The organism is Paraburkholderia guartelaensis (assembly GCF_004353905.1).
In the GTDB taxonomy this organism is placed as follows: Bacteria; Pseudomonadota; Gammaproteobacteria; order Burkholderiales; family Burkholderiaceae; genus Paraburkholderia; species Paraburkholderia guartelaensis.
The window spans coordinates 81,625-104,888 of the sequence record NZ_SMOD01000019.1; the positions used below are offsets into that span (position 1 = coordinate 81,625).

Below are 23,264 nucleotides of genomic sequence, written 5' to 3' on the forward strand. Positions count from 1 at the left end.
GCGGGTAGAAAATTTATGTGAGGCCGTCAGGCTTGCTTTGAGAGTTATTTCGCAGGCCTGACGACATGAACGCTATTGCGGCTGGTCGCGCTCGCGCAGCAGGTCGTGCAGGCTGCGCGGCGCGGGCTTGAGCGGCGTGCGGTGCTGCGTCCAGCCCATTTGCTGCGAGGGCGCGAGACCGCGCAGACGCGTCACGGCCCAGCGCAGCGCACGATAGGCGCGCGGATGCGCGAACGCACCGCTCCAGAAGCGCCAGATGAACTGCTCGCTCCTGCTGTGATTCGCGCCCTGGCCGCGCAACGGATGCGCGACGCTTTCGTCGGGGTCGCGGTTCGCCTCGGTGCGAAGGCGCACGAGCAGCTGCGGAATCGGAATGCGCACTGGGCAGACTTCGCCGCATGCGCCGCACAGGCTCGAAGCGGTGGGCAGCTCCGCTGTCGCGTCGAGCCCGAGCAGATGCGGCGAAATGATCTTGCCGATCGGCCCCGGATATGTCGTGCCGTACGCATGCCCGCCGATGCGCGTGTACACCGGGCAGTGGTTCATGCACGCGCCGCAGCGGATGCATTGCAGCGTGGCGCGCAATTGCTCGTCGGCGTAGGCCTGGCTGCGGCCGTTGTCGAGCAGGACGAGATGCACCTCGCGCGGGCCGTCTTTCTCGCCTTCGCGGCGCGGGCTGCTAATCAGGTTGAAATACGTCGTGATGGGCTGGCCCGTGGCCGAACGCGTGAGCAGGCTCGAAAGCGGCACGATGTGCTCGAGCTTTGCCACCACCTTTTCCATCCCCATGATCGCGATATGCACGTCGGGCACTGTGGTGGAAAGGCGGCCGTTGCCTTCGTTTTCCACGAGCCAGAGCGTGCCCGTGTCGGCGGCGGCGAAGTTCACGCCGGAGAGGCCGATCTGCGCATCCACGAAGGCGCGGCGCAGCGCGCGGCGCCCCGTTTGAATGAGCGTGTCCACGTCCTCGGTAAAGGGCGTATCGGGAATGTGCTCTTCGAACAGGTGCCCGATGTCGCCCTTCGTCTTGTGGATGGCGGGCATCACGATGTGCGAGGGCTTCTCGCCCGCGAGCTGCACGATGTACTCGCCCATGTCCGACTCGATGCAGTCGACGCCGCGCTCGGCGAGGTAATGGTTGAGCTCGATTTCCTCGCTCGCCATCGACTTGCCCTTGATCACGCGCGTGGCCGCGTGACGCTGCGCGATGGCATGGACGATGCGGTTCGCGTCATCGGCGGTCTCGGCCCAATGCACCTGAACACCGTTCGCGCGCAGCTTCGTTTCCAGTTGCTCGAGTAGTTCAGGCAGGCGCGCGAGCGCATGCTGGCGCACCGCTTCGCCGAGATCGCGCAGGGCTTCGAGTTCGTCTGCTTCGGGGAACTGCGCGGCGCGCTTGCCTTGCAGGAAATCCATCGCGCCGCGAAAGCTCTTGCGCAACTGCGGATCGTCGAGCGCCGTGCGTGCGCGCTGGCGGAATTCCGCAGTCGGGACGAAATGGAGCGTGTTTTCCTGAGATGTCTGCGTGGTCGTGCTCATTCGGCGGCTCCGTGCTGCGCACGCGTTTCGCTATCGTCATCAGTCACGACGACGACCCACAGGGCGCGGGGACCATGGGCGCCGTACGCGGTGGTCTGCTGGATATCCGAGGTCTTCGAAGGCCCGGAGATCATCACGAGATTGGTGGGCATGCCGTCACGCCAGCGCTCCGCCGCCACGGCGGCATGCAGATCGGCGTGCAGCGTGCACGCGTGGATCAGCGCGACGTGCAGCGGCGGCACGAGCGAGACCGTGCGCGGCGCGTTCGCGTCGGGGGCGACCACGAGCGTGCCCGTCGCCGCGAGACCCGAGCGCGCGACCGTGAAGCCCGCGTCGATGGTGTCGAACAGTTCTGCCTTCCACTGCTCGATCGGCTGCGCGTAACTGCGCGCCTGCACGACGGAAGGCAGTGCCGCTTCGAGCGCCTGGCCTTCGGCGCAGGCGGTGTCGAGCAGCAGGTTGCGCACGCCCGCCGCCGCGAGGCGTTCAGCGAGATCGACGGCCCACGTTGCGGCGCTCGCGCAGATCACTTCCGCGTGCGCGGCCTCGAGCATGCGCTGGAACTGCGCGATGCGTTCGTTCAGCGCCAGCGGGGCGAGCGCCCGGCGCTCGGTGAAATGCGCGTCGATGCGCGCGTCGAGCGCTTCGAGGGTCGTGGAGGGCGCTGCGGGTGCATGGCCGCGCAGGCGTTGCAGCATGCGCGCACGCGCGCTCATCGTATCGACGTTCATGCGGCCTCCCCGCCGGTGCGGCGCCAGAGGAACGAGGCGAGGTGCTCCACGGCGAGCGGCGCGCCCTTGTGCGCCGCCGCGTGGCCGATGTTGAGCAGGCATCCGCAGTCGGCGGAAACCAGGCGCTCGCAGCCCGTGGCGCAGGCGGAGGCGATCTTGTCGGCGACCATCGCGCCGGAGATGTCCGGGTGCTTGAGCGAGAACGTGCCGCCGAAGCCGCAGCATTCCGATTCGCGTTCGTGCTCGATGCGTGTGACGCCAGGCAGCGCATCGACGACTTCGACGCCGTGCACACGCGTGCCCATCTCGCGCCGCGCGCCGCATGAGGTGTGCAGCACGACGCGTTCTTCGGGCTGCCGGACGGAACCCTTCGCGCCATACGCGTCGAAGTCGACGTTCAGCACGCGCACGAGGAATTCCGTGAGTTCGTACACGCGCTCCGAGAGTCCCTCGGCGCGCGCGGCGTTGGCGGCGTCGTCATCGAACAGTGCGGGCCAGTGGTGGCGCATCATGCCCGCGCACGAACCCGAAGGCACGATCACGGGCCATGGCTTTTCGAAGAGTCCGAGTTGCGCGAGCGCGACCTCGCGCGCCTGGCGCGGGTTGCCGCTGCTGTACGCAGGCTGGCCGCAGCAGCTCTGGCTGCGCGGGAAATGGACCGTGAGGCCTTCGCGTTCGAGCAGCTTCACCGTGTCGAGGCCGGCTTGCGGCACGAACAGGTCGACGAGGCAGGTGGCGAACAGATAGACGTCGGTGGGGCGCTCGGTGGGGTATTGCCGTGGCTTCATGTCTCGCTCGGTGTCTTTGCGCGCTTTCGTGCTCCTTCCCAGGGCCCTGGGTCGGGCAGCTTGAGGACGAGCGCTGGTTTGGGCGCATAATTCCCGCTTCGGGCGCGTGGTTCAAACTGGTTGGACCACTTGCCGCAAGCTAGAACGAGACTCGGGTATGACAATGAGGGACAGGGCAGGCTCGCGTGGGCGCGTGGAGACTGTGATGCGCCAGATGGAGACGTCGCTGCTCGACGGCACCTGGCGCGCGGGAGCGAAGCTGCCTTCCGAGCGGGTGCTCGCGCTGGAATACGACGTCGCGCGCAACACGGTGCGCGAGGCGATCCAGCGCCTGGCTGCGCGCGGCCTCGTGCAGAGCCGGCCGGGCGCGGGCGTATTCGTCACCGACCAGTTGCGCACGGGCTTTGCGTCGCCCTGGGGGCAACTCGTGGCCGATCATCCGGCCTTGCGCGAAGACATCCTCGAGTTTCGCCGCGTGCTGGAAGGCGCGACTGCGTATTTTGCGGCGCTGCGTGCGAGCGACGACGATCTCGAGCGCATTCGCGCGCTCATGCAGGAACTGGAGCGCACGCGCGAAGTGGACGACAAGGCCGCCGAAGCCGACACCGACGCGAAGCTGCACGAAGTGATCGCGCAGGCCTCGCACAACGCGATGTTCCTGCATCTGCACACGAGCGTGCTGGGCGTGCTGCGCGAACACATCACGATCAACGGCACGGGGCTGCGCGTGCAGAACGAAGACGCGCCGGACCAGTTGCTGCTGCAGCACCGCACGCTGTGCGACGCGATCGTCGCGCGGCGTCCCGAGGAGGCGCGTACGGCGATGCAGACGCACATCGACTTCGTACGCACGCGGGTGGGAGACGAGATCGGCTGGCCGGAAAGTGGTCCAACCAGTGACGATGCGCCTCGTGCCACGGCAGTACCCGCTCAGGCGGGTAAGCCGGCGCGCAAAACCGCGCGCAAGACGTCGGGCGGCGCAAAGGAAAAGCCAGCAGCCCGCGCCGGGCGCGCGAACGCTGCTAAAGTTGGCTGATCGGGCCGACGGGCATCATTCCGGGCCGCACGCAGTAGCTGGCCGCATGAGCGGGAGGAGCAGATAAATGAACGAGCGCGCCTCGCAAATCGTAGCGTTGAGCGCCGTGACGCTGACCGTCAGCGACATCGCGCGGTCGGTGCCTTTTTACGAGGCGCTCGGCTTCGTGCAGAGAGCCGGGCCGGCGGTGCCGGGCTTTGCGTCGTTCGAACTGGGCGGCGCGGCCGGCGTCTGCTATCTGAACCTGCTCGAGGGGCCGCACGGCGCGGTGAACGGCTGGGGCCGCGTGATCCTCTACGTCGCCGACGTGGACGCCTTCTACGCCGACGCACTGGCGGCCGGCGCCAAGCCCGAGTTCGCGCCGCGCGACGCGCCGTGGGGCGAGCGTTACTTCCATCTTGTCGATCCGGACGGCCACGAACTGAGCTTCGCCAAGCCGCTCACTTGAGCCGCCGCAATGCATTTGAAATATTCGTGACACTCGCTGCGCCGATAGTGGCGCGAGTTGACAGCATATCGACCAAGGAGAGAGTCGCCATGAACGAATTAGACCGCACGATGGACGCCGGACAACGGGATGCGCAGCAGCAGGAAGCCGAACTGCATCGCCGCCGGCGTCTGGATGAAGAACTCATCGACGCCTACGACGAAGAGCTCGAAATGGAGGTCGACGACCGGCTGCAGGAAAGCGGTCTGCAGATCAGCGACGAGGCGCGTGCGCTGCGCCGTGTCTATTTCCGCGAGCTGATCCGTCTGCAGGGCGAACTCGTGAAGATGCAGGACTGGATCGTGAGCACGGGGCACCGGCTCGTCGTGATCTTCGAGGGACGCGACGCGGCGGGCAAGGGCGGTGTCATCAAGCGCATCACACAGCGTCTGAACCCGCGCATGTGCCGCGTCGCCGCGCTGCCCGCGCCGAACAACCGCGAGCGCACACAATGGTATTTCCAGCGCTACGTGCAGCATCTGCCGGCGGGCGGCGAGATGGTGCTGTTCGATCGCAGCTGGTACAACCGCGCGGGCGTGGAGCGCGTGATGAACTTCTGCACCGACGACGAATATGAAGAGTTCTTCCGCTCGGTGCCCGAGTTTGAAAAGATGCTCGTGAGGAGCGGCATCCAGATCGTCAAGTACTGGTTCTCGATCACCGACGACGAGCAGGAAGTGCGCTTCCAGAGCCGCATCGACGATCCGCTCAAGCAGTGGAAGCTCTCGCCGATGGACCTCGAAAGCCGCCGCCGCTGGGAGGCCTACACGCACGTGAAGGAAGTGATGCTGCAGCGCTCGCACATTACCGAGGCGCCGTGGTGGGTCGTGCAGGGCGTGGACAAGAAGCGCGCGCGCCTGAACTGCATTAACCATTTGCTGAGCCAGGTGCCGTATCACGAGATCGAGCACCCGCACGTCACGCTGCCGGCGCGCGTGCATCATCCGGATTACATTCGCCAGCCGGTGCCGCAGGACATGTTCATTCCGGATATTTATTGAGGGGTTGCCCGCCTTTGATCTGATTTTGATCTGATCGAAGGCAAAAGCGGCGAATTTGGGATGCCCATGGCGTAGTAACATATTTGTTACTATAATGGCCATGGGATACCGGATCGACTTCTACAGTGAACGCGTCGAACGCAGCGTCTACGCGTTGCCGAAAATGCTCGCGGTGCGCTTTGTGGCGCTTGCCGAGCGCATGGAACAACACGGTCCGAACCTTGGAGAGCCGCACACCAAAGCGATGGGTGACGGCTTGTTCGAACTTCGGCTCAAAGGGGCGGAAGGTATTGCAAGGGTGTTCTACTGCGCAATTGTGGATCGTCGTGTCGTGATGCTTCACTGCTTTGTGAAGAAGACGCAGCAGACCCCGCACAAAGAACTGGAAATTGCGCGTAAGCGGCACCAGGAGGTAAAGAGTGGGAACCTTTAGGGAATTGCGCGAGCGAGTCCTCGCTGATCCCGAGGCGCGGGCGGAATACGACCGGTTGAATCGGGAGGAATTTGCGCTGCTCGACCAGATGCTGGCAGCCCGCCATCAAGCAGGACTAAGCCAGGCGCAGGTCGCCGAGCGCATGGGCACGAAAGCGCCGGCGGTTACGCGGCTCGAGCGCGCGCTTGCATCAGGCGAGCACTCGCCTTCTATCGACACATTGCGCAAGTACGCGCAGGCGTGCGGCAAGACACTAAAAATCTCGATCGTCTGAACGCAGTCGCACAATGCAAAAAAAGCCGCGCTCCCCTTACAGGAAGCGCGGCTTTTTTCTGGCCGTTCGAGTTCAGAACACGTGCTTGAACACCCAATAGAGCGCCCCTGCCAGCACGATCGAAGCGGGCAGCGTGAGCACCCACGCCATCACGAGGCTGCGCACCGTATTCCATTGCAGGCCCGAGCCGTTGGCGGCCATCGTGCCCGCCACGCCCGAGGAGAGCACGTGCGTGGTCGAAACCGGCAGGCCGTACACGTCCGCCGCGCCGATCGTCACCATCGCCACGACCTCCGCGCAGCCGCCCTGGCCGTAGCTCAGATGCTGCTTGCCGATGCGCTCGCCCACCGTCACGACGATGCGCTTCCAGCCCACCATCGTGCCGAGTCCCAGTGCGATCGCCACGGCCACCTTCACCCACGTCGGGATGAATTTCGTCGCGTGGTCGATCTGGCTGCGGAAGTTGTTGATGGACTTCAGGTCGTCGGGTGAGAAGGGCACCGCCTTCTGCTTGTCGAGCAGGCGGATCGCTTCGGAAATCACGTACATGTTGTTGCGCACGTTATCGACGACCGATTGCGGCACCGCCGCGAGCGAGCCGTAGCCGCGCACCTGTTCGCCCACCTGGCCGGAAAGCGCGGCGAGCGCGGGCACGGTCGTGCTCGACAACGTGCGGCTGCCGATGAAGCGTTCCACTTCGGCGCGCGGATCGGCGGGCGCGGCAACGCCGTTCGTGTAGCGCTCGAGTGCGCGCGTGGCGTCGTGCGCAACGGCGATGAAGGTCTGCGTCTGCTCGGCCGTCACGGCGCGGTTCAGCGCATAGGCCGTGGGCACCGTGCCGATCAGGATCAGCATGATGAGGCCCATGCCCTTCTGGCCGTCGTTGGAGCCGTGCGCGAACGACACGCCCGTGCACGTGAGGATCAGCAGCGCGCGGATCCAGAACGGCGGCGGCTCCTTGCCCTTCGGCTCCGAGTAGAGCGCGGGCACGCGCACGACGGCCTTCAAGATGAGCAGCAGCAGGCCGGCCAGCAAAAAGCCGACGATCGGCGAAAACAGCAGCGACTTGCCCACGCCGAGCGCCTGGCTCCAGTCCACGCCGCTCGTGCCGCTCGCGCCGTGCATGAGCTGGTTCATGAGGCCCACGCCGATGATCGAGCCGATCAGCGTATGCGAGCTCGACGAAGGCAGGCCGAAGTACCACGTGCCCAGGTTCCAGATGATCGCGGCAATAAGCAGTGCGAACACCATGGCGAAGCCCGCGCTGCTGCCCACCTGCAGGATCAGCTCCACAGGCAGCAGTTGCAGGATGCCGAAGGCCACCGCGCCGGTGGAGGTGAGCACGCCGAGGAAATTCCACGCGCCCGACCACATCACGGCGATATTGGGCGAAAGCGAGTGCGTATAGATGACGGTCGCGACCGCATTCGCGGTATCGTGGAAGCCGTTCACGAACTCGAAGCCGAGGGCGATCAGGAGTGCGATGCCGAGCAGGATCCACGGCATCGCCGAGCTTTCGCGCACCGGCGAGAGGTCGTCGGCGAGATGCATCCCCACGTACACGGCGCCTGCGGCGATGACGATGAGGAAGGCGAGCAGGCTGGCATTGCGCCCGCGCGCGGGGGCTGTGCCCGGTTGCGGTGACAGGGAAAATTCTGGCATGGCAGGCGGGCTCCTGGGGGAGGGAGTGGGCAAAGGTTTCGTCTCCGATCGTGAACCGCCCAGGTGTCCGTTTAATGACGGATTCGTGCCAGTCATGCCCGATGCATGCCCGATGGAACGGCGCCCCATCGATTCGCGCCGTCAGCAAGAGGATTGCGCAGATGCCAAAACGGGTTCTTTCGCTGCGTCTTCTGGTGCACCGCTGGGCCCACGTTCGGGCGAAGGCGGCGACGCGCCTGATCGGCAACTATCCCTTTTTCGCGGGGCTTTCCGGCACGCTCGTCGCGACGGTGATGGCGATCTTCACCTACGCGGCGCTCTACGAGGGCCGCGCCGAGGAGTTGCGCCACGCGCAGGAGAACTCGCGCAACCTCGTGCAGCTCATCAGCAACGACATTGCCCGCAACGTCGAGATTTACGACCTGTCGCTGCAAGCCGTGGTCCAGGCGGCGCAGCAGCCGCAGACCTGGAGCATGCCCGAATCGCTGCGCCAGCGCGTGCTGTTCGACCGGGCGACGGCGGCGTCGAGGCTCGGCGGGGCCTATGTGATCGACGCCACGGGCCATGTGAAAGCCTCGCGCAGCAACGCCTTCGACGCTTCACCCGCCGGCATTTCGTTCGCCGACCGCGATTACTTCGTCGCGCAGCAGCGCGACCCGCATGTGGGCCTGTTCTTTTCGAAGCCGTTCCATTCCCGCCTGCGCGGCGGCGCGCTCACGATCGGCCTCACGCGCCGCATCAACGCGCCCGACGGCTCGTTCGCGGGCGTCGCGCTACTCGGAGTGCGCCTCGACTATCTCGATCAACTGCTCGAGCGCATCGACCTGGGCCCGGGCGGCCACCTCTTTATCCTGATGCGCGACGGCACATTGCTCGCGAGCAAGCCGCCCTCGATGCGCGGCGCCGGTTCGAACTACGCGGACCTGCCGAATTTCGCGTTCTTTGCGCGCCGCGACGCCGGGACCTATACATCGCACTCGGCAATCGACGGGGTCGAGCGCATCTACACCTTTGCGCACGTGGGCAACTCGCCGTTCATCGTCGTCGTGGCGCCCGCCGTAGGGGACGTGCTCGCCAGCTGGCGGCGGCGCAGCTATATCGCCCTCGTGATGACCACGGTGTTCGGCGGCGCGTGGGTCGTGGTGTCCTGGATGCTCGCATTCGCGCTGCGCGACAAGGTGGTGGCCGAGGGCAAGCTCCTGCGCCTCGCCGTCACCGATCCGCTCACGGGTCTCGCGAACCGCCGCGCGCTCGACAGCCGTCTCGCGGAGGAATGGCATCACGCGGTGCGCGAACGCACGCCGCTTTCCGTGCTCTTTTTCGACATCGACCACTTCAAGCTCTTCAACGACACCTACGGACACGCCGCGGGCGACGAGGTGCTGGTGTTCGTGGCCGGACGCATCGCGTCAGGATCGAGGCGCGCAACCGATCTCGCCGCGCGCTTTGGCGGTGAAGAGTTCGCGGTGGTGCTGCCGGGCACGGGGCTCGACGCCGCGACGCGCATGGCGGAGAAGATCCGCAAACGCATCGAGTCGGACAATCTCACGCTGAGTGGTACGCACCATGGGTGCGTGACGGTGAGCGCGGGGTGTGCGAGCTGCAATCCGCCAGAGGGCGGCAGCGGCGCGAAGCTGCTAGCAGCCGCCGACCGCCTGCTCTACGAGGCCAAGGAAGCGGGCCGCAATCAGGTCCGGTCGCAGCAATGGACGGGCGAGGGGGCGCAGCCGCTGGTGGATTCCGATGCCGGAAGCCGAGGCCGCGATGCGCCAGCAACCCGGGGCTGAGGCGCGCCGGCTTCTCGTGCGGCGCGCGACGCCCTCCATGCCGTTCAGCGCGCTGACTTCGACAGCCGGTGGCCGAGGCCGAGGTTCGAGACGATCTGCCAGGTATAGACGCGCGAATAGTGCACGCCGAACTGGCGGCCGATCAGCTCGCGCACGCGGCTGTTGGTCCACGCATCGCTCGGAAAGCCGTGATCGCGCGCGGAGCCGTGCAGGGCGCTCGCGATCCAGCCTAGCGCGGCCTGATCGAGCACCGAAGGCCGGCCGCCCACGCTCATCTGCTGGAGCGCAGCGAGCCCGCCGTCCTCGACGATGGACTTGTAGCGCCTCACCGTCTGGGCGGAAAGGTGGAGTGAGTCGGCGACGCTATTCACGGTCGCGCCTTCCATCAACATCTGGCCGGCGGCCATTCTTCTCGCGACGCTCGGCAGGTTCTCGGTTCGGGTAAGCATGTGTTCACTCGTCGACGAAAGATTCCGGACACGCGGCAATGCGGATGTGCCGCTCCTGTAACCCTTCCTGCAAGCGGGTCTTGTCGCTTGCCATGGACCCGGCGCCGGTGCGGTGACGCGAGAGCCATGACGGACGGCGAAATCGACGCCCGGTGAAGGGCGCTTGTTGCGAAACGCCTCGGTGTTCCGCAGCGGATATTAATAATTGTTTTTGTAGGGAATGTGTATAGCTAGCGGAAAAATAGTCTGCTTGACTTGTGGATAATCCTGAACTAATGGGAAAAAACAACCGACTCGCGTCGGTCAACAATGCACGTTGGCATTTCGCGTTGATCCCGCAATGCGAAGTTTGCTCCCATTTTCAGCCAGTTAACCTGACTTAATTGCTCAAACATTGGAAAGCAACACTCCGCGTTGTTTTGTATGACTAATTCAGAATTCAGCATATATTGAGTTGAATCAACGTTACCCAATATGGATTAAATCGCGGCGGTCGCACCTCGGATGTTTGTTAGCGTTTTCGGCCACTGCCGACGCAAATTGGCGTAGCTCGCCATGGGTGACGACGGCAATGGAGCAATTTCGGGGAGTGATTTGGTTTTTTTGTGCAGAATGTTTTCGCAAACATTTCGAATCGATTCGAATGCAGATTGGATTCGAATGCGCGAATGCAGAATGCCGGATTCGCCGCGCGGTGTATCGCGTAGCGAAACGGGTCCCTGAATCCTGCCGGGCCGCCACATGCTTCCGTGCTCTTCGTCAAACGACGCGGTATGGGTGGCGGTCCGCTTTCTGGCCGCTGCGGATGACTCAAGAAATCGATGAAAAGGTAGGTCGTTTGTTGCGCCGCGCTGCAAGCCGGCGCTCGCTCGTGCCGTACGGTGCGTTTCATGCCCTGTTCGCGGGCGACGTGCCGCTGCGGGTGCGTTACGAAAAGCTCGAGACGGCCGCGGCCGCGTTGTGCGAACCGCGCGAGGCCGACTATGCCTCGCTGCTCTCGACCGATTCGGGTCTGCCCGGCCCGGACTTCTATACGCGCTTCAAGCGCCTGCATTCCGAGCGCTACTACGAAGCGCTCGGCGCGGACCGGCATCGCATGCTGCGGCTTGCCGAAAAGCGTCAGCTCGCGGCCGAGGAACGCGAGCGTGTGTATGCCCATTACCTGCGCTGTGCGGCCGAAGAGGCTTGCACGCACAGCGCTTGATGCGTAGGAGCGGCGCGATGCCGCTCTCTTGCCATTCACGATCCACACAAGGAGGCTACATGTCCACGCGCTCTCGTTCTTCCGCGCCGCTGCTCGGCGCCATATTGGTGCTTGCCCTCGGCGTGTCGCCACACGTGCCGCTGTTTGCGCAGACGGCGTCCGATGCCGCGCCTGAAAGTGCGCCGAATGCCGCGCTGCAGATCGGCGAGGTGCAGACCACGGCGACGGTCGTGAGCATCGACGCGGCCACCAACTCAGTTACGCTGCGCGGCGCGCGCCGCAACCTGGTGACGGTCGCGGTCGATCCCGCAGTCGGCGACGTGAGCAAACTCAAGCCCGGCGATCATGTGAACATCCTCTACAAGGAGGCGTTGCTGCTGCGCGCCGAAAAAGTGGCCACGCGGGGCATACGCTCACGCGTCGATACGGTCGCTACCACGCCCGCTTCCGGTGGCGTGACGGCGACGGCGCGTAGCGTGCAGGTGATCGCGACGGTGGAGAAGATCGACCGCAAGAGCCGCAAGGTCGCGTTGCGCGGACCGAACCGCACGGTCGTGGTGGTGGCGCCGCCGGACGTGCCGCTCGAATCGATCAAGGTAGGCGACAGCATTCGTGCCGACTACGTGGGCGCGACGGCCATACAGGTCACGCGTGACGGCCAGAACTTGCAGTGAGGCAGTGACGCCTGGGCGGTGTGCGCTAGTCGGCGCGATTGCGGTCGCGCACGAGGATCGATACGTAGATCGCCGTGCAGACGATGATGACGGCCACGCCGGCAATCACCTTCTGGTGGTCGAAGTTGATGAGGCCGACCACCGCGATGGCGATGCCGGCGGCAGAGCCGAGCGTGCCCATTGCAGCCACGAAAATGCGCACCTTGCTCCAGACGCGATGGCGCCGCTCGGGACCTGCGCCTTCCATAAACCGATGCAGTCGATCAAACATGGCGGCTCTTCCGGGTTGGGTAGAGGTCGGTCATGCGGGCGCGAATGAATGAGCGGCCCGCACCTGATCAAGTATAGCCAGCCCATTATTACGCGTTCTTTCAATTGCCTGCGCCTGGCGCGCCGGAATTCCCGATCGTTTTTTGCGCGCGTTTAAGTTTGTCTTAATTTTGGCTCGCCATGATGGAGCGGTCGGGTCGATTCGATAGTTCGATTCGCGGTTGTTCTTCACGTCCCCTGTTGGCCGCCGATCAGTTCGGCGGCCTTTTTTTTCGTCTGACGTCGACGTTTGCTAGCGTCGAGCCCCGCGCATTCCAGCCTTATTTGTGATTCGTTGCAAGGGCACCCGCGCTGTTTGCGCCGCCAAAGAGCTGTGTCAGATATTGCTGGTTGTTGTTCATGATCGACATGAGGTTATTGAGCGCGGTGAACTGGCGGTTGAATTTCGCAGTGAGCTGGGTTGAGCGCACATCGAGCATCGACGACTGCTTTTTGATGTCGTCGAGTTCCTTGTTGATGGCAGTGCTGCGCCGCTCGATGATGCCGCTCGACTGCACGTAGGGCGTAATGGCGCTGTTGAGCTTCGTGGTCATGCCGCTGCTGCCGAAGAGCGCCGCAATCGCAGTGTTGCCCGGTTGCAGCGCCTTCTTGAACGTGTCGTCGTCGATTTCCAGCTTGCCGCTCTTGTCGAGCTTGATGCCGATCTCGCCCAGCGAATGGGTCACGCCGTCGCTGCCTTTCACGCCCGCCGAAACGACCGCCGGCAAACTCGCCGCGAGTGTGCGCGCGATCGAGTCGCCGAGCAGCGCGCCCGCTTGCGCGCTCGTCGAACCGGTTGCGGCCGTGTAGGAGGTCAGCCCGTTCAGGGCATCCACGTAGCTGTTGTACGCCTTCACGAACTCGCGGATGGATGTGCCCGTCGCTTCGGTGTCGGGGGTGATGGTGAGCGTTTGCTTCGTGCCGACCGAGGCGCTTTCGAGCTTGATCGTGATGTCGCTCACCACGCCCTCGAGCGTGTTGCTCGCGCTCGTCACGCGCGTGCCGTCTATGCGCAGCTCGGCGTCGGCGGCGGCCTCGACTTCGCGCATCTGCGAGGAAGCGAGGCGCGTATCGACGCCTGTGCCCGCCTGCACGTCGATCGCGTTGGCCGCGCCGGTCTTGTTCGCGCTCAGCACGAGGTGCTGACCGTCGGCGCCGTTGACGACCGACGCCGTGACGCCGGGGTTGTCCTTCGCCCGGTTGATCGCCGCGACGACGTCGGTGAGCTTGTTGCTGCCCGCGGCGATCGTCAGATGCATGGTCTTGCCGCCCATCGAGATGTCGAGGGTGCCTTCTCCGAGCGTCTCGCCGGTGTCGAAGCTATCGGAGGTGAGCTTGTGCGCCGTGGCCAGGCGATCGACTTCGACCGTGAAGCTGCTCGCCACGGCGTTCTTGCCGGCCACCGCGCTCAAGCCTTTGTCCTTCTCGCTGGCCGTGGCGGTGAAGCGTTGCAGCGCGGCGCCGTCCTTGAACGGCGTGAGTGCTGTCTGGAGCGAAGCGAGCGCCGACTTCAGCGTGCCGAGCGCAGATAGCGTCGTGTTGCTGGCGGTCTGCTTCGCGCTGAGGATGGCGCTTGGCCCCGCGATCTTCGCGTTGACGAGCGCCTTGACGAGCTGGTTGACGTCGAGTGCAGAGTTGGTCGCGCCGCTGATGATCGACTGGGCGGCGTCGCTCAGCGCGCTGTTCGCGCTGGCGGTCGTGGTGTTCGTGATCGTGCTTGCCATGAAAGAAGTCCGTTCGTTCTGGTGCGTCGAGTCGACGGAACGCGCAAATGCGCGGCCATGCTTTCATTACGGCAAGCTTTCATGAAACTTTATGAAAGAATCGAAAAGATTTTGAAAAATACGCGATCGGCACTTTGGATGCGGGCGGCCGCCCGCTTCAACGGTGCTCGGGGAAGCCCGAGCGGCCTTGCGTGAGGTCGGTCAGCGTGAGGCGCGCGGCGTCCACGGCGGTGGCGGGCAGCTGGATCGTGAGGCGGACCGTCATGGCGTACAGGCTCTCCACGAGCGTGAACTGCTCCTGGTCGATCCAGTGGCGCACGCGGGTTTCGTCGGGATAGCCGAGTTCGACCGTGAGGCGCGCCTGCGCGATGCGCTCGACGCGCTCGGCCCCCTGCAGGGCGCTGGCAATGGCGTCGGTATAGGCGCGCACGAGGCCGCCCGCGCCGAGCTTCACGCCGCCGTAGTAGCGCACCACGGCGGCGAGCACGCCGTCCAGGTCGTGATGGCGAAGCACTTCGAGGATCGGGCGCCCGGCGGTGCCGGAGGGCTCGCCGTCGTCGGACATGCCGGACTGGCCGCCCGCTAGCAGCGCCCAGCAAACGTGCGTGGCGGTGGGATGTTCGTCGCGCAGGCGGCGGATTTCAGCCATGGCCGCTTCGCGGTCGGCAACAGGAATGGCGTGCGCGATGAAGCGGCTCTTGCGGATATCGAGTTCCGCGGTGACGGGATGGGCGAGCGTGAAAGTTGGCACAAGCGGGGTGGCACTGCAGGCGAAACCCCCATGTTAACCGATGCTCATGGGCCGGCTTTCGACGTCCGTCCCCATATCTTGCCAGTTTGCGTAATGGTTCTTTGCGTCAGATGCTAGTGACGCCCCGGCCTTCAGCCCGGATAATGCACGGCATGACGGATCTAGCTCTGGCTGGAGCGAAGCCGAACTCCTCATTCGGTGATCCGTCATAGTTCTTTCTCTCGCGGCGCCGTTCCGGCCGACGCGATTCTCCAGAAGCACAGAAGCCAAAAAAATCCCCGGTCGGACTGTGTCACGACCGGGGGTCACAAGGCTCGCCTGTTCTCAAGAGGCAATCCCACCTTACGTCCGCAAAATTGCGTCCGCAATCGGAAAAAAAACCTGGTGCGCCTGGCACCCGAAGGGCGCTAGTGTTCTCATTCGCGCGCAAAAAAAATCCCGGCCATCTCTGGCCGGGCAATGAGAATACACCGTGCGCTCCGGGGAACGAAACGCCCATCAACGTTACCCGCGGGGCGTGCGGGCGGCAACACTTCCGCATTACCTGCAATTACTGACGTCTGCCTTTCTTGCCGCGCCCAGCGTGCGGCATGGCAGGCCGGATTCGCCGTGTGGCGGGCCTTTCCGTCAAATTGATTCGCATGCCGAATGATATCAGGGCAAGCGCACGCGCATGGCGAAGTAAGGCGCCGAAATGCGCCGAGGCCGGTCTCCCTTGGGGAAGACCGGCCTCGGTGTGCCGCTTCAGCCGCCTTCGGCGAAGGCGGCCCTTAGATCACGCGTGCGTCACGCGGATCAGTAACGCGGCGGGGGCGGCGGACGATGGTCGTCGTCGCGGTAGTGCGGGGGGCCCGGATCGCGCGGGTGATGGTGCATCCACTCGTCGTGTTCCCAATAGCGGTGGCCGTCGTAATAACGGTTGTCGTGCCAGCCGATCGAGACGTGCGCGTCCACCGGCATCATGTGCGGTTGACCGTATTGCGGCGCCGATTCGGCACGCAGCCCATACGGTGCGGATTGAGCGAAGGCGCTCGATGCGCCCATCAATGCGCCGCCGGCGATCAGTGCTGCGGCGATGGCGCGGGCGGGGGTCTTCCAGCTCTTCGTGTTCATGAGTTACCTCCTCGTTGGTTGCGTCGTCAGTCACGCGGCATCGGGATGCCTTTGTGTTGCGACCACGGTTCAAAGCTTATCGGCCTGGAGCGGAGGAAAACGTGACCACTTGTAAGCTTTCGTTTCATACGATTCTTCATGCAAAAAAAGCCGATCTAACACTCGGCCCTTGATGCAAAAAGGATTAAGCGCCACACCTGACAATCGGGAACAAGCCGTAGGGGGTCGGGTTGTCAACTGACGTTACATTCGGGCGACGTGGGCCGCCCGAATGTGTCACGTGTACCGGCCAGCAGGTCACACTGTCGTTCTTACCGAGGTGTTTTCGGCGCGGGTTGTGAGCCAGCCACGTCGATCGCGCTTTGCGAACCTAGTTGCGCGCGCAACTCATATTTCTGGATCTTGCCCGTTGCGGTGCGCGGCAGTTCGCCGAATCGCACGGCGCGCGGCACCTTGAAGTGTGCGAGAAAGAGACGGCAGTGCGCGATGATTTCCTCGGCCGTGGCGCTCGCGCCGGGCCGCAGTTCGACGAACGCGCAAGGCACTTCGCCCCACTTCGGGTCGGGCATCGCCACGACGGCGGCGAGCGCGACGGCCGGATGGCGATACAGCGTGTCTTCCACCTCGATGCTCGAAATGTTCTCGCCGCCCGAGATGATGATGTCCTTGCTGCGGTCGGTAATGCGCACGTAGCCGTCGGGCGTCATCACGCCGAGGTCGCCCGTGTGGAACCACCCGCCGCGGAACGCGTCTTCGGTCGCGCGTTCGTTCTTCAAATAGCCCTTCATGCAGATGTTGCCGCGGAACATGATCTCGCCGAGCGTTTCGCCGTCGGCGGGCACGGGCTCCATCGTCTGCGCATTGCGCACGCTCACGCCGCTTTGCAGGTGATAGCGCACGCCCTGGCGAGCGGCGAGTCGCGCCTGTTCCTCGTCGGGCAGCGACTGCCAGCGCGCCTGCACCGCACACACGGCAGCGGGGCCATACACCTCGGTCAGACCATAGACATGCGTGAGTTCGATACCGATCGCCTTCATCTTCGCGATCACGGCCGGTGCGGGCGGCGCGCCTGCCACCATCGTGCACACCGTGTGCGTGATGCCTTCGCGATACTCGGCGGGGGCGTCGGCGAGCGCGCCCTGAACGATGGGCGCGCCGCAATAGTGCGTGACGCGCTCGCTGCGAATGAGGTCGAACACGAGCTTCGCGTCGAATTTGCGCAGGCACACATTCACGCCCGCGCGCGCGGCGACGGTCCACGCAAAGCACCAGCCGTTGCAGTGAAAGAGCGGCAGCGTCCAGAGGTACACGGCGTGCTTGGGCATGTCCCATTCGAGGATGTTGCTCACTGCGTTGAGGTACGCGCCGCGATGGTGATAGACCACGCCCTTGGGGTCGCCCGTCGTGCCCGAAGTGTAGTTCAGCGCAATGGCGTCCCATTCGTTGCGCGGCGGCTCCCAGACGAAGTCGGGATCGCCTTGTTCGAGGAACGCCTCGTAGTCGATTGCGCGCGGGAAGTACTCAGGGTCTGCGGGCGCGATATCGGCCACGCTGATGATCTTGAGGTTGGGGAATTCGAGTGCCGCGCGCTGCGCGAGCGCCGCGAATTCGGTATCGACGATCAACGCCTTCGCTTCGCCATGGCGCAGCATGAACAGCATCGTTGCGACATCGAGTCGCGTATTGAGGGTGTTGAGCACCGCGCCGAGCATGGGCACGCCGAAGTGCGCCTCGACCATCGCGGGGATGTTGGGCAGGAGCGCCGCCACCGTGTCGCCGCGGCCGATGCCCGCCTGTGTCAGCGCGCTCGCGAGCCGCCGCGTGCGCGCATAGGTTTCGCGCCAGTTGCGGCGGACGTCGCCGTGGACCACCGCCAGGCGGTCGCCATAGACTTCGGCGGCGCGAGCGATGAAATCGATCGGCGTGAGCGGCACATAATTGGCTTCGCGTTGCGCGAGCCCTTCTTCGAACGGGTGCAACATGGCGGTGTCTCCAGTGTCGATCGCCGATGCCGGCCTCAAGCCGCGCCGCGGTCAGTCGAAGGTTTGTAGGTATGATTCGCGCTACCGTAGCAGGGCCGCGCACGCCAGTCTGTCGCCGGCGCGACAGAGCGGGCCGCGACGCACGATCCGCTCGACAAGATCGACCCAAAGATTGACCTAACCCCAGGAAAGCGCGATGTCGCAATCCATTATGCCCCCGGATGGGACACCGCCCGCCCGCGATTCATGGCGCGAAGGCGAGCGCATCGACGCCGCAAACGCCGCGCGCCTGGCGGCGCTATTCGAGCGGTGCGCTTGGTTCCGCGCGCTCGCGCCCGAGCATCGCGAGTGGGTGCTGGCGTCCTCGCATGCGCAGGGCTATGCCGCGGGCGCGATCGTCGCCGCGCGCGAAGCGCCCTCCGACTGGTGGCTCGGCGTGAGTTCCGGCCTCGTGAAGCTGGCGATCTTCAACGCTTCGGGGCGCGGCTGCACGTTCTCGGGCGTGCCGCACGGCGGCTGGTTCGGCGAGGGGAGCGTGATCAAGCGCGAGCCGCGCAAGTACGACGTGATCGCGCTGCAGCCGTCGCTCGTGATGGCCGTCGCCACCGATACGTTCCACCGGCTCATGGACAGCAGCCTGCCGTTCAACCGCTTCGTGATCCATCAGCTCAACAATCGCATGGGCGAATTCATCGCGTTGATCCAGAACAGCCGCTTGCTCGACGTGGATGCACGCGTTGCGCAGTCGCTCGCGCAGATGTTCAATCCCTATCTTTATCCCGAGACGGGGCGTGCGCTCGACATCTCCCAGGAGGAGATCGGCATGCTGGCGGGCGCGTCGCGTCAACGGATCAACCAGGCGCTGCAGACGCTCGAGCGCGAGGGGCTCGTCGCGCTCTCGTACAACCGCGTGGACGTGCTCGATCTCGACGGGCTGCGCGCGTTTGGCCGCGACCAGATCTGAGGATCGCAGAACTCCTTATCAATCTTGCGGGGAATAGAAGACTCTCTCCTCCGCGAGCCGGTTTTTAGGCGTGGCCGTGCTGCGTAGACTTTGCTCATCGAATACATACGGAGAGCAAGGTGAAAAACGCAATGCTGCGCGCGGCGCTGGTGTCGATGATGGCGATCGTTCCGGCGGTGCCGTTTGCCCAATCCGCCGACACGCACAACGGCCCGGTAACGCGCGCCCAGGTGCTTCAGGAATTGGTCGATCTGGAGTCGGTGGGGTACAACCCGGCTTCGGCGAACGACGCCACTTATCCGGAAGATGTGCAGCGCGCCATGGGCCGGCTTGCCGAAAAGCGCGCCAACGAAGCGCGCGTGGCGCAGGAGCAGGTCGCGCAATCGGGCTACGGCGCATCGCCCGCGCCCAATACAGAAGCAGGCGCGCCCGCCGCGTCAGGCAGTGAACCGCCCGCTTATCGCCACCATTGATTGAGGCGCTAGCCGCGCCCTGAGCCGGCCTGGGTGCCGTTGGCACCCTTGGCGTTCTCGGGCCCGGCCGCGACATCGGGCGGCACGCCGAGCAACTGGAGCGTGCCCGCCGTCACACCCGAGAACACCGGTCCCGCGACTGTGCCGCCGTAGAACGCCTTGCCCGCCGGATCGTCGATCATGACCGCGACGATCACGCGCGGCGCGCTCATCGGCGCCATGCCGACGAATAGCGCCCGATAACGGTTCTTCGCGTAGCCCGCGCCGATCTGCTTGCGCGCGGTGCCGGTCTTGCCGCCCACCCGATAGCCTTCAACATTGGCGGCGCGCCCCGTGCCGCCGTCGCTCGTCGCCATTTCCAGCATTTTGCGCATGGCGGCTGCCGTGGCCGGTGTCGTGATCGCGCGTTCCGCAGACGCAGTTGAACTGGCCGCATCGCCTGGCGCTTCGCGCAGCAGCATGGCCGGATGCAGCTTGCCGTCGCCGGCGTAGGCCGTGTAGATCTGCGCCATCTGCAACAGCGAAGTGGAAAGGCCGTAGCCGTATGCCATCGTCGCCTGCTCGATGGGGCGCCAGCGCGCCCATGGACGCACGCGGCCAGGCGCCGCGCCAGGGAACGTGACGCCGGGCCGCTGCCCGAGCCCGTACTCCTGATACTTGTCCCAGATCGTTTCTGCGGGAAGATTCAGTGCGAGCTTGGCGAGTGCGATGTTGCTCGACTTCTGGATCGCCTCCGCCACCGTCATGCGGCCGTGATTCGAGGTGTCGTGGATCGTCGCGAGGCCAATGCGGTACGTGCCCGGCGAGGTGTCGATGAGCGTGTTCGCGTTGACCTTGTGCAGGTCCATGGCCAGCGAAACGACCACGGGCTTGATGGTCGAGCCGGGCTCGAACGTGTCGACCACGGCGCGGTTGCGCAACTGCTTGCCCGTGAGCCGCGTGCGGTCGTTCGGGTCGAACGACGGCCAGTTCGCGAGCGCGAGGATTTCGCCGTTCTGGGCGTCGAGCACGACGACGCTGCCCGCTTCCGCATGATTCTTCGCCACAGCGGCCTTGAGCTGCGTGTACGCGAGTTGCTGCACGCGGCGGTCGATGGTGAGCTGCACGGTGTCGCCGTTGCGCGGCTGCACGCGCTCGCTCGGCTCCGAAATGACGCGCCCGAGCCGGTCGCGGATCACCTCGCGCTGGCCCGGCGTGCCGCGCAGGCGCGCGTTCGCGGCAAGCTCCACGCCTTCCTGGCCGGCGTCTTCGATGTCGGTGAAACCCACCACGTGCGCCGCCGATTCGCCTTCGGGGTAATAGCGCTTCGAGTCGGCGATCAGGGTGATGCCGCCCATGCCCATCTCGTCGATGTGCGCGGCGGTTTCGGCGTCGACCTGACGCTTGAGCAGCACGAAAGAGCGGTCGCCGGCAACGCGCCGGTCCATTTCCGCGAGCGGCATGTCGAGCAGACGCGCGAGCGGCGCGTGCGCGGCGGCGTCAAGGAGCCGCGGATTCACCCAGACTTCGAAGGTCGCGAGGCTCACGGCCAGCAGCGCGCCGTTGCGGTCGACGATGCGCCCGCGCATGGCGTCGAGCTCCAGCGTGCGCTGGTAGCGCTTTTGGCCCTGCTTCACGTAAAAGCCGTGATTGGCGACCTGAATCCAGAACGCGCGCCCGGCCAGCGCTGCAAAGGCCGCGAACGTGATGAACACGATGAACTTTGAGCGCCACGCGGGCAGGCGCGGTGCAAGCATCGGGTGACGGGTCGCGGTTGCGTGCGGGTCGCGCGGCGGTTTCCTGGAGCGGATCATCGGCAAGGCGGGGTGGCTGGCAGAGTCATATTGTAAACATGATGTAATTTAAATGAAATGATAGGTGCGCAAGGTCGCAAGGCAATCGGGCGTGCGTTGCGTGCCGTCATGCGGCGCGAGCGGTGCAGGGGAGCGGGCGAGGCGCAAAGCGAAACGGGCCGCGAATGCGGCCCGGCGGGTAGACAGGCAAACCGGCGTCGAGCCGGTATGGCGAGAGCGTTACGCGTGCGCGGGCAAGCGGAAGCTCGCGATCGACTCGCGCAGCACGCTTACCTGATCCTTGAGCGAATGGGCGGCGGCGGCGGCCTCTTCCACGAGCGCCGCGTTCTGCTGCGTCACCTGATCCATCTCGCCCACGGCGCGGTTGACCTGCTCGATACCGGCGCTCTGTTCGCGCGAAGCGTTGCTGATCTCTTCGAGAATCTCATGCACGCGTCGCACCGATTGCACGATCTCCGTCATCGTCGAGCCCGCGTTGGTCACGAGATGCTGGCCTTCGGTCACGGTGCCGGTCGACTTTTCGATCAGCGCCTTGATTTCCTTGGCCGCGGTGGCGGAGCGCTGCGCGAGGCTGCGCACTTCGGCGGCCACTACCGCGAAGCCGCGACCCTGTTCGCCCGCGCGCGCCGCTTCGACTGCCGCGTTCAGGGCGAGAATGTTGGTCTGGAACGCAATGCCGTCGATCACGCCGATGATGTCGCCGATCTGCTGCGAGCTCGTCGTGATGTCGCCCATCGTGCGCACCACGTCGTCGACTACGGCGCTGCCGCGCGTCGCGACATCGGCGGCCTGGCTCGCGAGCGACGCCGCATGCTGGGCGCTATCCGCATTCTGGCGCACATTCGCCGTCATCTGATCCATGCTCGACGCCGTTTGCACGAGGGCCGCCGCCTGTTCCTCGGTGCGTTGCGAGAGATCCGTGTTGCCCGCCGCAATCTCGTTCGCGCCCACATTGATGTTTTCCGCGCCGCTGCGCACGCGCGAGACGGTTTGCACGAGCGCTGCCTGCATCGTTGCGAGCGCACGCATCAGGCTGGTCTCGTTCGTGCCCTGCACCTGCAGGCGCAAGGTGAGGTCGCCCTGGGCGATGCGATTGGCCGCGTCCACCGCGCCTTCCAGTTCGCCGCCGATGCTGCTGCGCACGCTGCGCACCACGAGCACCATCACGGCCGTGGCGGCCCCGCCCAGCAGGAAGGTCACGCCGAGCCAGCGCATCAGGCTGCCGTAGAACTCGGCGCGCACGTCGTCCATGTACATGCCCGTCACGATCACCCAGTCCCACGGCACGAAGCGGTGGCCGTAGCTCAGCTTGGGAACGGGCTCGCTGTGGCCGGGCTTGGCCCAGAGGTAGTCGAGGAAGCCGCCGTCCGGGCCGCTCGCGGCATTCACGAGCCCGGTGAACACGTGGGTGCCCGCGGGATCGGTGAAGTCGCTGAGGTTCTTGCCGTCGAGCTCGGGCTTGATCGGGTGCATCAGCATGACCGACTGCGAGTTGTTGATGCTCAGATAGCCGTCGGTGCTGTAGCGGATCGAGCCGATCACGGTCAGCGCCTGCTTCTGGGCGTCGGCTTCGGGCATGACGTTGCGTTGCGAGAGGCCGTAGTAGTAGTTGGCGATGCTCGTCGCTTCGTCGACGAGCGTCGTGAGCTGCGCGCGCCGCTCGCGGATCATCGCTTCGCGGCTTTGCCAGGCGCCAAAGGCGACGATCAACAGCAGGCCGATCCAGAGGATCGCGATCATCGAGCGGAGCTTTTTGTTGAGGGTCATGTTCTGCATGGTCGGTCGGTGTTTCACAGGGCTGGAGCGGTACGACTGGCGATGCGTTGCCGCCAGACTGTGTTTACGGCCCACGCAAACGTGCGCGAGACCCAGGGGGAACCCTGCTTAGGCAGCTTTTCTTCATACAAAACAACGACCTTTGACCTGGCTCATATGACGCGCCGCTGAAACACCGGCGATTACGCCGATAAAAGCCACAAATTTCACAGTAACTCCATGATTTGCCACTCTTTGCAGTGATCGACTGCGGATAGGAATCATTTCCGATATAGTCGCGACTTTGTCCCCGGCCGGCCTGACTTCGAGGCTTG

Annotated in this window: 21 protein-coding genes and 1 pseudogene; 10 read left to right on the plus strand and 12 right to left on the minus strand. The window is 65.0% G+C overall.

Annotated features, from left to right (window positions below; all coding sequences use genetic code 11):
* Positions 1-72: 72 nt before the first annotated feature.
* Genes E1N52_RS23985 through E1N52_RS23995 form a run of 3 tightly spaced genes read right to left on the minus strand, consistent with a single transcriptional unit; the run spans position 73 to position 3,058 of the window.
* Positions 73-1,539, minus strand: coding sequence for a LutB/LldF family L-lactate oxidation iron-sulfur protein (locus E1N52_RS23985; protein ID WP_133185220.1), 1,467 nt, complete (start codon positions 1,537-1,539; stop codon positions 73-75).
* Positions 1,536-2,255, minus strand: a complete 720-nt coding sequence (locus tag E1N52_RS23990) for a LutC/YkgG family protein (protein ID WP_133185287.1) — start codon at positions 2,253-2,255, stop codon at positions 1,536-1,538. The genes E1N52_RS23985 and E1N52_RS23990 overlap by 4 nt, the downstream gene beginning before the upstream one ends.
* A gap of 11 nt (positions 2,256-2,266) precedes the next feature.
* Positions 2,267-3,058, minus strand: a complete 792-nt coding sequence (locus tag E1N52_RS23995) for a (Fe-S)-binding protein (protein WP_133185221.1) — start codon at positions 3,056-3,058, stop codon at positions 2,267-2,269.
* Positions 3,059-3,263: 205 nt separating this feature from the next.
* Between E1N52_RS23995 and E1N52_RS24000 the strand changes: the two are divergent.
* The 5 genes and pseudogenes from E1N52_RS24000 to E1N52_RS24020 all read left to right on the plus strand — a co-directional run.
* A pseudogene (locus E1N52_RS24000) lies at positions 3,264-3,917 on the plus strand (FadR/GntR family transcriptional regulator); the annotation flags it as partial.
* A gap of 244 nt (positions 3,918-4,161) precedes the next feature.
* Positions 4,162-4,542, plus strand: a complete 381-nt coding sequence (locus E1N52_RS24005; RefSeq protein ID WP_133185222.1) for a VOC family protein — start codon at positions 4,162-4,164, stop codon at positions 4,540-4,542.
* Between the two features lie 89 nt (positions 4,543-4,631).
* The gene (gene ppk2 / locus E1N52_RS24010) at positions 4,632-5,582 is read left to right on the plus strand and encodes a polyphosphate kinase 2 (RefSeq protein ID WP_133185223.1); all 951 of its coding nucleotides are present in this window, start codon (positions 4,632-4,634) and stop codon (positions 5,580-5,582) included.
* Positions 5,583-5,682: 100 nt separating this feature from the next.
* Positions 5,683-6,015 (plus strand): type II toxin-antitoxin system RelE/ParE family toxin, encoded by a 333-nt coding sequence (locus tag E1N52_RS24015; protein WP_133185224.1) that lies wholly within the window; start codon positions 5,683-5,685, stop codon positions 6,013-6,015.
* A complete protein-coding gene (locus E1N52_RS24020; protein WP_133185225.1) occupies positions 6,002-6,289 on the plus strand; it encodes a helix-turn-helix domain-containing protein in 288 nt (95 codons plus the stop codon). Before E1N52_RS24015 ends, E1N52_RS24020 begins: the two co-directional genes overlap by 14 nt.
* A gap of 72 nt (positions 6,290-6,361) precedes the next feature.
* Here E1N52_RS24020 and E1N52_RS24025 read toward each other — a convergent pair whose 3' ends face one another.
* The gene (locus E1N52_RS24025) at positions 6,362-7,951 is read right to left on the minus strand and encodes an inorganic phosphate transporter (RefSeq protein WP_133185226.1); all 1,590 of its coding nucleotides are present in this window, start codon (positions 7,949-7,951) and stop codon (positions 6,362-6,364) included.
* Positions 7,952-8,112: 161 nt separating this feature from the next.
* Between E1N52_RS24025 and E1N52_RS24030 the strand changes: the two genes are divergently transcribed.
* Entirely contained in the window at positions 8,113-9,738 is a 1,626-nt protein-coding gene (locus tag E1N52_RS24030; RefSeq protein WP_133185227.1) for a GGDEF domain-containing protein, read from the plus strand.
* Between the two features lie 44 nt (positions 9,739-9,782).
* Here the strand turns inward: E1N52_RS24030 and E1N52_RS24035 are convergent, their stop codons facing one another.
* On the minus strand, positions 9,783-10,187 hold the full coding sequence (locus E1N52_RS24035) for a helix-turn-helix domain-containing protein (RefSeq protein WP_028209627.1): 405 nt from the start codon (positions 10,185-10,187) through the stop codon (positions 9,783-9,785).
* A gap of 805 nt (positions 10,188-10,992) precedes the next feature.
* Here E1N52_RS24035 and E1N52_RS24040 point away from each other — a divergent pair.
* Together E1N52_RS24040 and E1N52_RS24045 are read left to right on the plus strand one after the other, a co-directional pair.
* Positions 10,993-11,391 carry a hypothetical protein gene (locus E1N52_RS24040; RefSeq protein WP_133185228.1) on the plus strand — a complete coding sequence of 133 codons (399 nt, stop codon included), beginning with the start codon at positions 10,993-10,995 and terminating at the stop codon, positions 11,389-11,391.
* Between the two features lie 59 nt (positions 11,392-11,450).
* On the plus strand, positions 11,451-12,065 hold the full coding sequence (locus tag E1N52_RS24045) for a hypothetical protein (protein WP_133185229.1): 615 nt from the start codon (positions 11,451-11,453) through the stop codon (positions 12,063-12,065).
* A 25-nt stretch (positions 12,066-12,090) separates the two neighbouring features.
* Here the strand turns inward: E1N52_RS24045 and E1N52_RS24050 are convergent, their stop codons facing one another.
* From E1N52_RS24050 to E1N52_RS24070, 5 genes are all read right to left on the minus strand, one after another.
* On the minus strand, positions 12,091-12,336 hold the full coding sequence (locus E1N52_RS24050) for a DUF2964 family protein (RefSeq protein ID WP_245623541.1): 246 nt from the start codon (positions 12,334-12,336) through the stop codon (positions 12,091-12,093).
* A gap of 319 nt (positions 12,337-12,655) precedes the next feature.
* Entirely contained in the window at positions 12,656-14,098 is a 1,443-nt protein-coding gene (gene fliD / locus E1N52_RS24055) for a flagellar filament capping protein FliD (protein WP_133185230.1), read from the minus strand.
* A 157-nt stretch (positions 14,099-14,255) separates the two neighbouring features.
* Positions 14,256-14,849, minus strand: coding sequence for an IMPACT family protein (locus E1N52_RS24060; protein WP_133185231.1), 594 nt, complete (start codon positions 14,847-14,849; stop codon positions 14,256-14,258).
* 795 nt (positions 14,850-15,644) lie between these two features.
* Positions 15,645-15,962 (minus strand): hypothetical protein, encoded by a 318-nt coding sequence (locus E1N52_RS24065; RefSeq protein ID WP_133185232.1) that lies wholly within the window; start codon positions 15,960-15,962, stop codon positions 15,645-15,647.
* 311 nt (positions 15,963-16,273) lie between these two features.
* The gene (locus E1N52_RS24070; RefSeq protein ID WP_133185233.1) at positions 16,274-17,944 is read right to left on the minus strand and encodes an acyl-CoA synthetase; all 1,671 of its coding nucleotides are present in this window, start codon (positions 17,942-17,944) and stop codon (positions 16,274-16,276) included.
* A gap of 211 nt (positions 17,945-18,155) precedes the next feature.
* Here E1N52_RS24070 and E1N52_RS24075 point away from each other — a divergent pair, with 211 nt between their 5' ends.
* Complete coding sequence (locus E1N52_RS24075) at positions 18,156-18,908, plus strand: Crp/Fnr family transcriptional regulator (RefSeq protein ID WP_246089199.1); 753 nt, start codon at positions 18,156-18,158, stop codon at positions 18,906-18,908.
* A gap of 119 nt (positions 18,909-19,027) precedes the next feature.
* The gene (locus E1N52_RS24080) at positions 19,028-19,381 is read left to right on the plus strand and encodes a DUF4148 domain-containing protein (protein WP_133185235.1); all 354 of its coding nucleotides are present in this window, start codon (positions 19,028-19,030) and stop codon (positions 19,379-19,381) included.
* Positions 19,382-19,389: 8 nt separating this feature from the next.
* Here the strand turns inward: E1N52_RS24080 and E1N52_RS24085 are convergent, their stop codons facing one another.
* Both E1N52_RS24085 and E1N52_RS24090 read right to left on the minus strand, forming a co-directional pair.
* Positions 19,390-21,174, minus strand: coding sequence for a peptidoglycan D,D-transpeptidase FtsI family protein (locus tag E1N52_RS24085; RefSeq protein ID WP_133185236.1), 1,785 nt, complete (start codon positions 21,172-21,174; stop codon positions 19,390-19,392).
* A gap of 219 nt (positions 21,175-21,393) precedes the next feature.
* Positions 21,394-22,941, minus strand: a complete 1,548-nt coding sequence (locus E1N52_RS24090) for a methyl-accepting chemotaxis protein (RefSeq protein ID WP_133185237.1) — start codon at positions 22,939-22,941, stop codon at positions 21,394-21,396.
* Between the last annotated feature and the right edge of the window lie 323 nt (positions 22,942-23,264).

Excerpts from the sequence above, each read along its gene's own strand:
- E1N52_RS23985 (WP_133185220.1), bottom strand. The coding sequence starts at position 1,539 with ATGAGCACGACCACGCAGACATCTCAGGAAAACACGCTCCATTTCGTC.
- E1N52_RS23990 (WP_133185287.1), bottom strand. The coding sequence starts at position 2,255 with ATGAGCGCGCGTGCGCGCATGCTGCAACGCCTGCGCGGCCATGCACCC.
- E1N52_RS23995 (WP_133185221.1), bottom strand. The coding sequence starts at position 3,058 with ATGAAGCCACGGCAATACCCCACCGAGCGCCCCACCGACGTCTATCTG.
- E1N52_RS24005 (WP_133185222.1), top strand. The coding sequence starts at position 4,162 with ATGAACGAGCGCGCCTCGCAAATCGTAGCGTTGAGCGCCGTGACGCTG.
- ppk2 (WP_133185223.1), top strand. The coding sequence starts at position 4,632 with ATGAACGAATTAGACCGCACGATGGACGCCGGACAACGGGATGCGCAG.
- E1N52_RS24015 (WP_133185224.1), top strand. The coding sequence starts at position 5,683 with ATGGGATACCGGATCGACTTCTACAGTGAACGCGTCGAACGCAGCGTC.
- E1N52_RS24025 (WP_133185226.1), bottom strand. The coding sequence starts at position 7,951 with ATGCCAGAATTTTCCCTGTCACCGCAACCGGGCACAGCCCCCGCGCGC.
- E1N52_RS24030 (WP_133185227.1), top strand. The coding sequence starts at position 8,113 with ATGCCAAAACGGGTTCTTTCGCTGCGTCTTCTGGTGCACCGCTGGGCC.
- E1N52_RS24035 (WP_028209627.1), bottom strand. The coding sequence starts at position 10,187 with ATGCTTACCCGAACCGAGAACCTGCCGAGCGTCGCGAGAAGAATGGCC.
- E1N52_RS24040 (WP_133185228.1), top strand. The coding sequence starts at position 10,993 with ATGACTCAAGAAATCGATGAAAAGGTAGGTCGTTTGTTGCGCCGCGCT.
- E1N52_RS24045 (WP_133185229.1), top strand. The coding sequence starts at position 11,451 with ATGTCCACGCGCTCTCGTTCTTCCGCGCCGCTGCTCGGCGCCATATTG.
- E1N52_RS24050 (WP_245623541.1), bottom strand. The coding sequence starts at position 12,336 with ATGTTTGATCGACTGCATCGGTTTATGGAAGGCGCAGGTCCCGAGCGG.
- fliD (WP_133185230.1), bottom strand. The coding sequence starts at position 14,098 with ATGGCAAGCACGATCACGAACACCACGACCGCCAGCGCGAACAGCGCG.
- E1N52_RS24065 (WP_133185232.1), bottom strand. The coding sequence starts at position 15,962 with ATGAACACGAAGAGCTGGAAGACCCCCGCCCGCGCCATCGCCGCAGCA.
- E1N52_RS24070 (WP_133185233.1), bottom strand. The coding sequence starts at position 17,944 with ATGTTGCACCCGTTCGAAGAAGGGCTCGCGCAACGCGAAGCCAATTAT.
- E1N52_RS24075 (WP_246089199.1), top strand. The coding sequence starts at position 18,156 with ATGCCCCCGGATGGGACACCGCCCGCCCGCGATTCATGGCGCGAAGGC.
- E1N52_RS24085 (WP_133185236.1), bottom strand. The coding sequence starts at position 21,174 with ATGATCCGCTCCAGGAAACCGCCGCGCGACCCGCACGCAACCGCGACC.
- E1N52_RS24090 (WP_133185237.1), bottom strand. The coding sequence starts at position 22,941 with ATGACCCTCAACAAAAAGCTCCGCTCGATGATCGCGATCCTCTGGATC.